8 protein-coding genes are annotated in these 13865 nt (G+C 58.2%); 5 read left to right on the forward strand and 3 right to left on the reverse strand.

Features of this window, described 5'->3' with window-relative positions; genetic code table 11:
• Positions 1-165: 165 nt before the first annotated feature.
• Entirely contained in the window at positions 166-4899 is a 4734-nt protein-coding gene (gltB, locus tag LA5095_RS08950) for a glutamate synthase large subunit (protein ID WP_055113997.1), read from the forward strand.
• 85 nt (positions 4900-4984) lie between these two features.
• Complete coding sequence (locus LA5095_RS08955; protein ID WP_055114340.1) at positions 4985-6415, forward strand: glutamate synthase subunit beta; 1431 nt, start codon at positions 4985-4987, stop codon at positions 6413-6415.
• 70 nt (positions 6416-6485) lie between these two features.
• Here LA5095_RS08955 and LA5095_RS08960 read toward each other — a convergent pair whose 3' ends face one another.
• The 3 genes from LA5095_RS08960 to LA5095_RS08970 form a co-directional block, all read right to left on the reverse strand.
• Complete coding sequence (locus tag LA5095_RS08960) at positions 6486-7673, reverse strand: SGNH/GDSL hydrolase family protein (RefSeq protein ID WP_208992600.1); 1188 nt, start codon at positions 7671-7673, stop codon at positions 6486-6488.
• Positions 7674-7768: 95 nt separating this feature from the next.
• Positions 7769-8980: a lytic murein transglycosylase gene (locus LA5095_RS08965; protein WP_055113999.1), complete on the reverse strand. Its 1212-nt coding sequence runs from the start codon at positions 8978-8980 to the stop codon at positions 7769-7771.
• Positions 8981-9116: 136 nt separating this feature from the next.
• Positions 9117-10574, reverse strand: a complete 1458-nt coding sequence (locus LA5095_RS08970) for an outer membrane beta-barrel protein (RefSeq protein WP_055114001.1) — start codon at positions 10572-10574, stop codon at positions 9117-9119.
• A 368-nt stretch (positions 10575-10942) separates the two neighbouring features.
• On the opposite strand from LA5095_RS08970, the gene LA5095_RS08980 reads away from it, so the two are divergent.
• From LA5095_RS08980 to LA5095_RS08990, 3 genes are all read left to right on the forward strand, one after another.
• The gene (locus LA5095_RS08980; protein ID WP_055114005.1) at positions 10943-11956 is read left to right on the forward strand and encodes a KpsF/GutQ family sugar-phosphate isomerase; all 1014 of its coding nucleotides are present in this window, start codon (positions 10943-10945) and stop codon (positions 11954-11956) included.
• 168 nt (positions 11957-12124) lie between these two features.
• Positions 12125-12892: a motility protein A gene (locus tag LA5095_RS08985; RefSeq protein ID WP_029066649.1), complete on the forward strand. Its 768-nt coding sequence runs from the start codon at positions 12125-12127 to the stop codon at positions 12890-12892.
• 27 nt (positions 12893-12919) lie between these two features.
• Positions 12920-13774: an OmpA/MotB family protein gene (locus LA5095_RS08990; protein ID WP_055114007.1), complete on the forward strand. Its 855-nt coding sequence runs from the start codon at positions 12920-12922 to the stop codon at positions 13772-13774.
• The last annotated feature ends 91 nt before the right edge of the window (positions 13775-13865 follow it).

The following is a 13865-nucleotide window of genomic DNA, read 5'->3' on the forward strand; positions in this document are numbered from 1 at the left end:
GCGGCAATGCGACGGTTTGTTTTGGTAGACCGGCGCGGTAATACAACGACAGAGCCGGGGCGCGAGTGCCAGGGTTCGCCGAGCCGCATTCTTGATGGAATGCGACCCGAACGAAACCGGACGCTTCAAGCCACGGCACCACTGGGGTTAACAGTGAGGGCGCACATGACGATACGAGAGCTGACGACCAGCACAGCCATGCGAGCAGGGGACGTGGACAGGGAAACCGCCACTAACCGGACACTTGCCGAACGACTGGGCACGGCCGCCGACAAAGGGCTCTACGATCCGTCGCGCGAACACGATGCCTGTGGTGTCGGTTTTGTTGCCCACATGAAGGGTGAGAAGTCTCACAAGATCATTGCGGACGGCCTTCAGGTTCTTGAAAACCTGACGCACCGCGGTGCAGTCGGTGCGGATCCCCTGATGGGTGACGGTGCCGGCATGCTGGTGCAGATCCCCCACAGTTTCTATGCGGAAGAGATGGAGCGGGCCGGTACTCCCCTTCCCGATTTCGGCCATTACGGTGTCGGCTTCGTTTTTCTGCCACAGGACGATGCGCTGCGCGCAAAATGTGAAGAAATCGTCGAACGGGTTATCAAGGCTGAGGGTGAGGACCTGATCGGTTGGCGGGACGTTCCTGTCGACAATTCGTCCCTGTCCAAGGCGCCAGATATCGCCGCGACAGAACCGGTGTCCCGTCAGGTTTTCATCAAGCGCACGCGCAGTGAGGACCAGAACGCGTTCGAGCGCCGTCTTTACGTCTTGCGCAAGGTTATCTCCAACACGGTGCGTGCCGAGACCGACGCTGTCTCCAAGGGCTTCTACATCGTGTCGTTCTCGAGCCGTACCATTGTCTACAAGGGCATGTTCCTGGCCTACCAGCTCGGAGCTTATTATTCGGACCTGAAAGACGAACGCTTCACATCCGCTCTTGCCCTGGTGCATCAGCGTTTTTCGACCAACACTTTCCCGTCATGGGACCTGTCGCACCCGTACCGCATGGTTGCCCACAACGGTGAGATCAATACCCTTCGCGGCAACGTCAACTGGATGGCGGCCCGACAGGCGTCCGTTTCCTCTGCGCTGCTTGGCGACGACATTTCCAAGCTCTGGCCGATTTCCTACGAAGGCCAGTCGGATACCGCCTGTTTCGACAATGCGCTCGAGTTTCTCGTCATGGGTGGATACTCGCTTGCGCACGCGGCAATGATGCTGATCCCGGAAGCCTGGGCCGGCAATCCGCTGATGGATGACAACCGGCGTGCCTTTTATGAATACCATGCGGCACTGATGGAGCCATGGGACGGTCCGGCCGCGGTTGCTTTCACCGACGGACAGCAGATCGGTGCAACCCTGGACCGGAACGGCCTGCGCCCGGCACGCTATATCGTTACTGACGATGATTTTGTCATCATGTCCTCCGAGGTCGGCGTCCTGCCGGTCGACGAGGAGCGCGTGATCCAGAAATGGCGCCTGCAACCGGGCAAGATGCTGCTCATCGACCTTGAGGAAGGCCGCATCGTCTCCGACGACGAGATCAAACGCGAGTTGTCGACGGCCAATCCCTACAAGGACTGGCTCCACCGGACCCAGATCGTTCTGGAAGACCTTCCGGGCGTTCGCCAGCGTGCACCGGTTGCCGGCGAAAGTCTGCTCGACCGGCAGCAGGCCTTTGGCTACACCCAGGAAGACATCAAGCTTCTGATGACACCGATGGCCACCGTCGGACAGGAAGCGATCGGTTCAATGGGCACGGACACTCCGATTTCCGCGCTCTCCGACAAGTCGAAGCTGCTTTACACCTATTTCAAGCAGAACTTTGCCCAGGTCACCAACCCGCCGATCGATCCGATCCGCGAGGAACTGGTGATGAGCCTGGTGTCCTTCATCGGCCCGCGCCCGAACCTGTTCGACCTGAAGGGGCTGTCCTCTTCCAAGCGCCTCGAAGTGCGCCAACCGATCCTGACCAACGAGGATCTGGAAAAGATCCGCGCGATCGGCGACATCGCCGACAATCAGTTTTCCGCCAAGACCCTCGACATTACCTACAATGCCGAGAAGGGTGCCAACGGCATGGACGGTGCACTGGAGGAATTGTGCAAGCGCGCTGAAAAGGCTGTTCGCGACGGTTACAACATCATCATCCTGTCGGACCGTCTGATAAGCCGGTCCAGGATCGCTATCCCTGCGCTGCTCGCAACAGCCGCGGTCCACCATCACCTGATTCGCAAGGGGCTGCGAACCTCCGTCGGACTGGTTGTCGAGACGGGCGAAGCGCGCGAAATTCATCATTTCTGCGTACTTGCGGGTTTCGGTGCAGAAGCAATCAATCCCTATCTCGCATTTGAGACCCTTCTTTCCATGCACATGGAAATGGACTTCCCGGAAGAGGTTGATCAGTTCGAGGTCGTCGAGCGCTACATCAAGTCGATTGACAAGGGCATCCTGAAGGTCATGTCCAAAATGGGCATATCGACATATCAGTCCTATTGCGGTGCACAGATTTTCGATGCTGTCGGCCTCGACTCCAGGTTCATTGAAAAGTTCTTCTTCGGCACAGCGAGCATGATCGAAGGAATTGGTCTTGCGGAAGTTGCCGAGGAAACGGTTCTGCGTCACTCCGAAGCATTCGGCGACGTTGCTATCCTCCGCCGATCGCTTGAGATCGGTGGTGAATACGCCTACCGGACCCGGGGCGAAAGCCATATGTGGACACCGGACTCCATTGCTCAGCTCCAGCATGCCGTTCGCGCAAAACTGCCAGACATGTACAGGGCCTTCGCCGAGGAGGTGAACGACAAGAGCGGCCGCTATGCGATCCGCGGCCTGTTCCGTATCAAGGACGCGGACGAGATCGGCCGCACTGCGATCGATATCGATCAGGTCGAGCCGACCGAGAACATCGTCAAACGCTTTGTCACCGGCGCCATGTCCTTCGGGTCCATTTCCCGTGAAGCCCACACGACCCTCGCCATTGCCATGAACCAGATCGGCGGCAAGTCGAATACCGGTGAAGGCGGAGAGGAGCAGGAACGCTTCAATCCGCTGCCCGACGGTTCGATGAACCCGCGCCGTTCCGCGATCAAGCAGGTCGCCTCTGGCCGTTTCGGCGTAACCACTGAGTATCTGGTCAACTCCGACATGATCCAGATCAAGGTTGCCCAGGGTGCAAAGCCGGGTGAAGGCGGTCAGCTGCCCGGGCACAAGGTGGATGCGGTCATTGCCAAGGTTCGTCACTCGACACCGGGCGTCGGCCTGATCTCGCCTCCACCGCACCACGACATCTATTCCATCGAGGATCTGGCTCAGCTCATTTATGACCTGAAAAACGTCAACCCCGATGCTGACATATCGGTCAAGCTGGTGTCTGAAGTCGGTGTAGGCACGGTTGCGGCGGGCGTCGCCAAGGCCCGCGCCGACCACATCACGATTTCAGGCTTTGACGGCGGAACCGGCGCTTCCCCGCTGACGTCCATAAAACACGCCGGCAGCCCGTGGGAAATCGGTCTTGCCGAGACCCAGCAGACACTGGTGCTGAATGGTCTGCGGTCGCGCATCGCGCTTCAGGTCGACGGTGGATTGCGCACCGGCCGCGACGTCATTGTCGGAGCCTTGCTCGGGGCTGATGAATTCGGTTTCTCCACCGCGCCGTTAATAGCTGCAGGCTGCCTGATGATGCGCAAGTGCCATCTCAACACCTGCCCGGTTGGCATTGCGACCCAGGACCCGGTCCTGCGCAAGCGGTTCAAGGGCACTCCGGAGCATGTCATCAACTACTTCTTCTATGTCGCTGAAGAAGTCCGCGGGATCATGGCCGGGCTCGGCGTCGAAAAGCTGGATGATCTGATCGGACGGTCTGATTTCCTCGACAAGAACGCCGCCATCGAACACTGGAAAGCCAAGGGGCTCGATTTCTCGCGCATCTTCTTCCAGCCGGAGGCATCGCCTGAGGAAACGCGCTGGACGCAAACCCAGGAGCACCCGATCGTTGACATTCTGGACCGTCGCCTGATCGCGGCAGCCAGACCGGCTCTCGACAGCAAGGAACCAACCATCGTCAATGAGACGATCAGCTCGGTTGACCGGTCAGTCGGTGCAATGCTGTCCGGCGAAATCGCAAAGCGCTATGGCAACAAGGGATTGAAGAAGCCTGATACGCTGAAGATCAACCTGACGGGAACGGCGGGCCAGGCATTCGGTGCTTTCGTCGCCCGCGGCGTCACGATCGATCTGGCAGGTGATGCCAACGACTATGTCGGCAAAGGTCTCGCCGGAGGCAGGCTTATCGTCCGTCCGCCGGAAAACACGCGCATCGTTGCCGAGGAGTCCATCATCGTCGGCAACACTGTTCTCTACGGGGCAACGGAAGGTGAATGCTACTTCCGCGGCGTGGCCGGTGAGCGTTTTGCGGTCCGCAATTCAGGCGCCATTGCTGTTGTTGAAGGTGTCGGAGATCACGGCTGCGAATACATGACCGGTGGCGTCGTCGTTGTCATCGGCCGGACCGGACGGAACTTCGCGGCCGGCATGTCTGGCGGGATCGCCTATGTTCTTGACGAGGACGGCAGTTTCGGAACGCGCTGCAATCTCGCGATGGTCGATCTGGAACCGGTTACGGAAGAAGACGATCTTCTGGAAAAACTCCACCACCATGGCGGTGACATCGAACACAAGGGGCGTGTCGATCTGTCCTCGGACATGACACGTCACGACGATGAACGCCTGCGGCAGATGCTGACCAAGCATCTGGAGCTGACCGGCTCGGCAAAAGCGAGTGCAATCCTTGAAGATTGGGCAACCTACAGGCCGAAATTCGTCAAGGTCATGCCGGTCGAGTACCGTCGAGCGCTTCGGGAAATGGAAGAACAGCGCCTCGGCATGGTCGCCGCCGAATAACCGCCAATAGAACAGCTTGGCTCTCGGTCGCTTGGTGCGGCCGATTGCAGCCACCTTGGAAAGACACAAATTTGAGGAGGTCGCCTTGGGCAAGGTAACCGGTTTTCTGGAAATCGATCGTCAGGAGCAGAAGTATCAGCCGGCTTCTGACCGTATCCGCCATTTCCGCGAATTCACAATTCCGCTAAACGATCGCGAAGTCGTCAATCAGGCTGCACGTTGCATGGACTGTGGCATCCCGTTTTGCCACGGCCCGGACGGTTGTCCGGTCAACAACCAGATTCCGGACTGGAACGATCTGGTTTACCAGGGCGACTGGGACATCGCGCTGCGCAATCTGCATTCGACAAACAACTTTCCCGAATTCACCGGCCGCATCTGTCCCGCACCGTGCGAAGAAGCCTGCACGCTTAATCTGGAAGACATACCGGTCAACATCAAAACCGTTGAGCAGGCCCTGGCCGACAAGGGCTGGGAAGAAGGCTGGATCGTACCGGAGCCCTCCGCCCGGAAAACCGGCAAGGCGGTCGCGATAATCGGCTCCGGCCCGGCCGGAATGGCAGCGGCCCAGCAACTCGCGCGTGCCGGACACACGGTCCATGTCTACGAGCGCGAGCCAAAGGCCGGTGGCCTTCTGCGCTACGGCATTCCTGACTTCAAGATGGAAAAACACTATATCGACCGCCGTGTCGAGCAGATGGAAGCCGAGGGCGTCACCTTCCACTACGGCGTCAATGTCGGCGTCGATACGGCTCTGGAAGAACTGGCTGAACGCCACGATGCGGTCATCCTGTGCGCTGGCGCCGAGCGCCCGCGCGATCCCGGCGTCACGGGAATGGAGCTGGAAGGTTGCCATTGGGCCATGAAATACCTGGTTCAGCAAAACCGCCGCCTGGGCGGTGAGCCGGAAACAGATGAATTGCCGATCTGGGCCGGCGGCAAACACGTCGTGGTTATTGGCGGCGGCGACACGGCGTCCGACTGCGTCGGCACCGCGTTTCGTCAGGGAGCACTGTCGGTCACTCAGCTCGATATACGCCCGATTCCACCGCTCAAGGAAGACAAGATGACCGTCTGGCCCTATTGGCCGACCAAGTTCCGCACGTCTTCCTCGCAGGCGGAAGGCGCCGAACGCGAATTTTCCGCAGCAACGCTTGCGCTCGTTGGAGAAGACGGCGTGGTGACGGGCGTCAAATGCGCCCGCGTCGACGAAAAGCGCCGCCCGATCGAGGGAACGGAATTCATCCTGCGCGCCGATCTCGTCCTTGCCGCCATCGGATTTTCCGGACCTCTGCTCGACACCTATATCGCGGAGGCTGGCGACCAACTTGAACTGGACGGCCGCACGAACGTGAAGGCGAACACCGAGGACTACAAAACCACCATGAAAAAAGTCTACGCGGCGGGTGACGTCCGCAAGGGTCAGTCACTGGTGGTTTGGGCAATTCGCGAAGGCCGTCAGGCGGCACGGGCCGTTGACGAATTCCTCACCGGATCTTCCGATCTGCCGCGATAATCGAATTCACACTGCAACAGAACCCCTGCGCACATGCAACGTTCGCAGGGGTTTTTCTGTGCCGAACAACTCAGGAGCCGCTCGCCGTTACCCCGTCCAGAACAGACGTACCCTCAACGGCCATCCGCGGATCGTCGACGCGGCCGGGCATCGGTGGCAGGGCGTCTCCCTTTACGAAGAAGCGATAGGCGGTACTTTTCCGGTCTTTTTCCCCGTCGTCGTCTTCCCCTCCCAGCAGCAAGGCTTCAGGTGAGGTCGTCCGTCCGGTCAGGACGATAAAGTTGGGATCATCCTCGACCCCTTCAAATGCAAGTCCGCCATAACCGCCTAGCAGCCGCAAGAGCTCTCGATCCACGAAAAAGGCAACCTTCTGGAACCCGGGCCAGGTAAATCCGATCCGGTCTCCGGTCCGCAGCCGTGTATTCTTGCCGTCGACGTCAGGACCAAACGACGAGTAGCTGCCATCTTCGGCCAGAAAGATGTCCCAGATATCGACGTAACGGACACGCCTGTCCTCGGACGCTGACTGGAAGATTGAATTCAGCTGCGTGAATTCGGCATTGACGCTTTCTGTGTTGGTTGGCGGAAGTCCTGCCCAGACGATGGGTTTCTTTTCCTGCCGCACCACACGTGCCAGCGCTTCGACCGTCTTGCGATAGGTGTCGAGCCATTCCTGCGTCATGAACTCGATCGGCGGATCGCCTGGAAACGCCTTGCCCAGGTCCTGGCGTCCGATCATGACAACAACCGCTTTCACGTCGGCACCCCGGATCTTGGCGAGAACTTTTGTCGGCCATTCAGGCGGAGTGTCACCTGCAAACCCGGCCTTGTCTTCCGTAACCTTTTCCACGCGGATCTGCGGCTTGTCGGCAAACATGAACTCCAACCCGTCCGCAACACCCCTGGCCATCCTGTCCCCGACAACCAGGATCACACCCGCATTGGGGTCCTTCGGCGTGATCTCAATTTTCGGAGGGGTACCTGCAGCCCGCGACGGCGTACGGCGTTTTTGTTGCGTTTGGGGCGGCGGCTGACCGCGACGCCTTTCCTTGCTGCCAAAGAGTTTTTGCAGCGGTGAAAACGGATTGAAGCCGCGCAGGAGACCGCTTTGCGCAACGACTATTTCCTTGTCGGTCGCTTGCTGAGCCATTGCGTTTGGAAATGTCTCGGCGGCTGCGCAGAAGGAAATGATCAGGGCACACCGAACCATCAGCCTTGCCGCTGCCTTCAGTATTCCTGTTCCAGCCGCGACCGTCACCGCAAGCTCCTGTTCAGTTCAATTCAGGCAGAGCTTATACCAACCACCATGAATGGGAAGACATTGCGGGGCTCCCCGTGGTGCGTGTGCTGCCATCAGCCTCTTTTTTTCAGGTGTGTCAGCAGAACCACGGAAGGATAACCGTCCGGAACAAGTCCACGTGAACTCTGATAAGCCCGAATGCCGCGCCGGGTTGCCGGACCAATCCTTCCATCTGCCGCTCCTACAGAAAAACCGAGCCGGTTCAGATAGTTCTGCAATTCCACTCTTTCGGAGCGGCTAAGCGGGAGATAGTCCCTGGACCAGTCGCCGGCCAGTGGCCCGCCACCGATCAGGCGATCCGACAAATGCCCGACCGCGAGCGCATATGCGGTGGCATTGTTGTAGCGTTTGATCACGTAGAAGTTTCTGAGCATCAAAAACGCCGGCCCACTTGCACCGGCCGGCAATACCAGGATTGCCTTGTCAGCCGGCCTTGGAAACCCTTTGCCGTTTGACCGGCGAATGCCGTATTTCGACCACTCGCCGAGCGTCAGCGTCTTGTCGCCGTCAGCCAGGTTGTAATTGAAGCTTGCCGGAAGCTTGACTTCATAGCCCCAGGTCTTGCCGGTCTGCCATCCGTGTTTCTTCAGGTAGTTGGCTGTCGAGGCAAGCGCATCCGGGATTGATGTCCAGATGTCACGGCGGCTGTCGCCATTATAGTCTGCAGCATATGCTTTCCAGCTGGACGGCATGAACTGGGTATGTCCCATCGCACCAGCCCAGGAACCTTCCATATCCTGAAAGCGGACATGGCCCGCCTGCACGATACCAAGTGCTGTTACCAGCTCCTTGTTCCAGAACTTCTTGCGGCGCGGCGCGGCGTAGGCAAGCGTTGCAAGCGCCTGGATAACGTTGTGCCGGCCCATGTAGCCGCCATAATTGGTTTCCATTCCCCAGATAGCCAGAACGGCTTCCCGGTCGACGCCATAGCGGGCCTCGATCTGCCGCAGGACAGTCGAATATTCCTGAAGCAGCTTCCGGCCCTTTTCGACCCTGTCTTCAGATACGGCACTGTCCATGTATTCCCAGATCGGCTTCACAAATTCCGACTGTTTGCTCATCAGCCGCAGCGTGTCGTCGTCAGGCTCCATTCCCGTAAAAACGGAATTGTAGGTCTGGGAGGTTATTCCGGCGGCTTTTGCTTTCGGCCAGAAGTCACGAACAAACCGGTCGAAACCCGGATCGGCCTGGGCGGGTGAAAAGATTAAAGCCAGACCGCAGGCCAGAACCAGTCTGCCGGTCCACCGCTTGATTCGCGATTTCATGGTTTTCCTTTTAGGCAATAAAGCCGTCACGCTTGCAGTCTGTTGCACAAAGCTCCGCATCAGGGCCTCCTTATGCCCATGTCCGTGTTCGCTTCTGCCCCGCCCCATGAATGATCTTCTATTGGTTACTGTACCGTTAATGCCGGAAACGAACACCTGCCTCAATAGCATTTTCCGTGTAGTCGCTGCCGTCTTCCGAACTGTCGAACCGCCGGTGGGTGTAATCCGCCGTCAGCGCCACGTTCTGGGTCAAGGCATAGGTCAGACCCCCAAATCCGGTCAGTGTGTTTTCTTCGATCGAGACCCCTTGATACGTCCTGTAACTGTACCCGACACCTGTTTCCGCGACCAGCCGGTCGGAGAAGCCATGGGCAATCCTCAGGTCCCCGGAATAAATGATCGACCCGCTCGCAGTGTCAATATCCGTTGCCTCGAAACTCGTGCCCACACCTGCCGTGACAGTCGTCAGCCGGGAAGGTGACCAGACCAGCGACCCGTCAACGACAAAGCCTGAAAGGGCATCCAGCCGATCGTCCTCTATATCCTCTATCCGCCAACCGACACCGATATTGCCGGCCAGTTTCGGTCCGGAGGCGATGGCCAGCCCACCTCGGAGCTGGTAGCCGTTGGCATCCCGTTTCTCGCACAGGCTGTCACTACAGCTTTCATCATATCGCCGCAGCAGCAATGAGCCTTCAACAAACGGAGTGAAAACGCTTCCCGTGTCGGCATCCAGTCTCAGTGTTGCCGAATAAAGTGTATTGTCACGCCCGCTTTCGATGTCGTCGTCGGACATGTAGACACTCCGGTTGACACCGAAAGAGCCTGTCGCGGCAACAAGGCCGACGGCGCGCGTTGCACCTAAATCGGCGGAAAATGTCTGGACGTGATCCGCTCCTGAAGACGTGGATTCAGCACTTCCGTCCTCTTCGCGCGAATAGGTATAGGACGCTCCCGTATCCACCCGTGTTGCATCACTTATGTCGAGACGCAGATTGGCGGCAGCAGAGACATTGCCATCGTTGTCGTCCGAATTCTTCGGATAACCCGTATAGGTGCCACGCAAGGACGCGTCGAACTGGTGCCGCGACCAGTTTGAAACCAGGCCAAGGTCCGGCGAAATTCGGTAAAGCCCGCCCGCGGTTCCCGATGCGGATTGAGATGTGTTGTCCGTCCAACCGGTCGAGAATGTGATTTGCGGTGTAAAGGTAAACGATCCAAGCCGAATTCCGTCCGGTGCGTCGAAGGTCGTGTCGCCGCCAAACACGCTGTCGTCGATCAGGCTGTCAGCCAATGGAACCGACCGATCGACCGCCGCGAGCCTGTCGGAGAACGGACGAACCGGAAGAACCTGCCCGTTCGTACCAAGTCCGCTCGAGCCCGTCTCTTCTTCCGCACTGTTGAGCGTACGCCTCAGCGCATAGACATTCGATTGTGTCGGGTTGACCGTCGCGCCCTCGGCTGCCTGGTCCGTTGCACCTTCCGAAGCAATGGGATCACCAGGCCCGCGAAGGCCGGAGAGCGCGGTTTGCGCAACCGACGGCACCGCATGAAGAGCGGCGAAACAGACAATCAGGTGCAGGATGCGGCGCATTGAAATTCAGGACCGGTCGAATTCGTGATCCGGTTCAAACTGACGAATGTTGGTTAACGCTTCGTTTCCTTTTTTGCAAATTGACAGGTTGGAACGCGCCCCCCGGCACATTCGGAACAACCACTTGCAGGCCAGAGTTTTCGGTTACAGCGTCATTCCTCTGCAGATGCCGATGCAAGTCTTCCACAAGTCACGTGCGGCCATGCCGTATCAGTTGCTGAAAAATCGTCAATTTCCATAGATTTGGCACATTTCGAAACGACAGGGGTACGCAGCGCACGATCTAATGCATTTAATCATTCACGGCTTCTTGATCGCGGCAGTCGAGTGTCCTAGTCCTATGCGACCCTGACAAAAAGAAAGAGCCAATGGCAAACTCCTCACTCGAATCCTGTTTCGAAGTCGATGCAGATAGCCTGATTCAAAGCCTGGTTTCAGCAGAACGGACTCTCGAAACTGAAATTGCGGGTTTGAGCGCGGTCAGGGCGGCGCTGAAGAACGGTCTCGCAGTTCCGTTCAAACGGACCTTCGATCTCATTAGCAAGAGCAAGGGGCGGGTGATCGTAACCGGGATCGGCAAGAGTGGGCACATCGGCACAAAGATTGCCGCAAGCCTTGCGTCGACCGGCACACCATCCTTTTTCGTCCACGCAAGCGAAGCAAGTCACGGCGACCTTGGAATGGTCACCGAAGATGACGTCGTCCTCGCCTTGTCCTGGTCCGGCGAAACCCAGGAACTTGCCAGCATCGTCACTTACACACGTCGGTTCAAGGTCCCGCTGGTTGCGATCACGTCGCGCGACGACAGTTCGCTTGGCAGGGCTGCGGACATCGTTTTGAAACTCCCGAGTGTGGCAGAGGCCTGTCCGCACGGGCTTGCGCCGACGACGTCTGCGCTCATTCAGCTTGCAATCGGAGATGCGCTGGCCGTCGCCCTTCTGGAAGGCCGGGGTTTCACGGCTCAGGATTTTCGTGTGTTGCATCCCGGCGGCCGCCTTGGCGCAAGCCTGAAAACCGCCCGCGACATCATGCATTCCGGCGAACGGATACCGATCGTGTCCGCCTCAACATCCATGAGTGAAGGCATCGTGCTGATGACCCGCAGCGGGTTCGGTGTCCTGGGCGTAACGGACGAACTGAACCAGCTGATCGGCATCATTACCGATGGTGACTTGCGTCGTCACGTCTCCGCAAACCTCCTTGAAAAGACCGCCGGCGAAATCATGACACGCGAGCCGAAGACTGTTCAGCCGGATACGCTGTCGGCATCCATTCTGGAATTGGTGAACAGCCTGTCGATCACGTCGGTCTTCGTGATTGAAGACGGACGGCCGGTCGGCATAGTGCATCTGCATGACCTGCTGCGCATCGGAGCCGCCTGATCCGCAGGCTGGCACGCCGACATCCTGTCAAAACTGCGTCAACAGCCAAAAAAAGTTGAATTTCAACGTCCCTTGTCGCCCTGCATTAGGATTTGATTAGCCATACCGACCTTAGACTGCTCACACGTTTCACTGGCTTGATGCCAAAGACCTTGGTGTGTGAACAGAATGGATCTGGCGACCCTAATCGGTATTGTTGGTGCGTTTGGCATTGTGATAACCGCTATCTTTCTGGGCGGGAGCTTCACACAGTTCGTCGACATTCCTTCGATGTTGATCGTGATCGGTGGCGGTCTTGCCGCAACCCTGATCCGGTTTCAGCTGTCCAACATCGCCGCCGCTTTCGTAACCGGGTTCAAGGTTGCCCTTTCCGGCAAAGGCCCCAGCCCTCGCGATCTGATCACGGAGATCACCAATCTTGGCGAGATCGTTCGCAAGTCCGGTCCGCTCGGCCTGGAAAACGTGGACGTGTCCGATCCGGTTCTTGCCAAAGGCGTTCAATACATTGCTGACGGCTACGAACTGGAGTTCATCAAGGAAGCGATGGAACGGGAGCGTGATCTTCAGTTGTCGCGGTTGTCGGAAGGCAAGCGCGTAATGAAGGCTCTCGGCGACTCTGCGCCGGCATTCGGCATGATCGGAACGCTTGTCGGTCTGGTGCAGATGCTGGCGAACATGGATGACCCTGCCGCAATCGGTCCTTCCATGGCGGTCGCACTCCTGACAACGCTCTACGGCGCGCTCATTTCCAACATCATCTGCCTGCCGCTGGTGGACAAGCTCGATGCCAAGTTCGACGTCGATGAAGTCAACCAGACGCTGATAATCGACGGTGTCTGCCAGATTCGCGAATCCAAGAGCCCTGCGCTCATCAAGGAAATGCTGGTCGCCTATCTGCCTGAAAAAGCCCGGGCAGATATGGCTGAAGCGGCGTAACACAAGCATTCGAACGGACGAGAGCCGATGGCAAAGAAAAAACAGCAAGGCGGCGGCGGCGCTCCCGACTGGCTGGTTACCTTTGCCGACCTGATGTCACTGCTCGTCTGTTTCTTCGTTCTGATCATCTCGTTTTCAATTCAGGACAAGGAAAAGCTGCAGGTCGTGGCAGGGTCCATGCGAGAGGCTTTCGGTGTCAAGGAAACCTCCCGCCGCACGGGTATCATCGAAGTCGAGGGCATCCCGATCCGCGACTACATGAAAGACATCAGCCAGGTCGAACAGGAAAACGATTCAGATTTCTCCCAGGAGCGCCATGAAAAACGGCGCAAACAGGGACCGGAGGCGAATACTCACGATACGCTGGAAGCAGAGATCGAAAAACCCCGGCAATTCGCGACGGCCGCAGCATCCCTGCGCCAGGCATGGCAGGAGATGCCTGAAATTACAGAAATTTCCAGCAACATCATTCTCGAAGAAACCGAGGACGGCCTGAACATCATGCTGGTCGACCAGGATGGCCGGTCCATGTTCCGCGAAGGTTCGAAATATCCTTATGAGACCACCCGCCGGCTGATCGCCAAAATGGCACCCGTGCTTGCGCAGATGCCAAATCGCGTCGAGATCACCGGTCACACCACCGCCGGTCAGCAAACGTCAAACCCCGGTTACACCGGTTGGGACCTTTCGAGCGAGCGCGCAAACATTGCCCGCCAGATCCTGGCGGAATACGGTGTTCCGGAAGACCAGTTCTTCGCAGTCATCGGCAAGGCAGACACCGAACCGCTCTTTCCGAACGACCCCTATCTGGCCGCAAACAGGCGCATCGGCATTCTGCTTAAGGCCGAGGAACCGCCGGTTCCGCCGGGCCACAAGCTCTGACACCGTCTAGGGTCACTCAAACTGACCCGAGACCATGCCGCGCTGGATGTCTGCAAACCAATCCCGGCCTTGCAAAGTTGTTCTTGCCAGA

Source organism: Roseibium album, assembly GCF_001404515.1.
Lineage (GTDB): Bacteria > Pseudomonadota > Alphaproteobacteria > Rhizobiales > Stappiaceae > Roseibium > Roseibium album.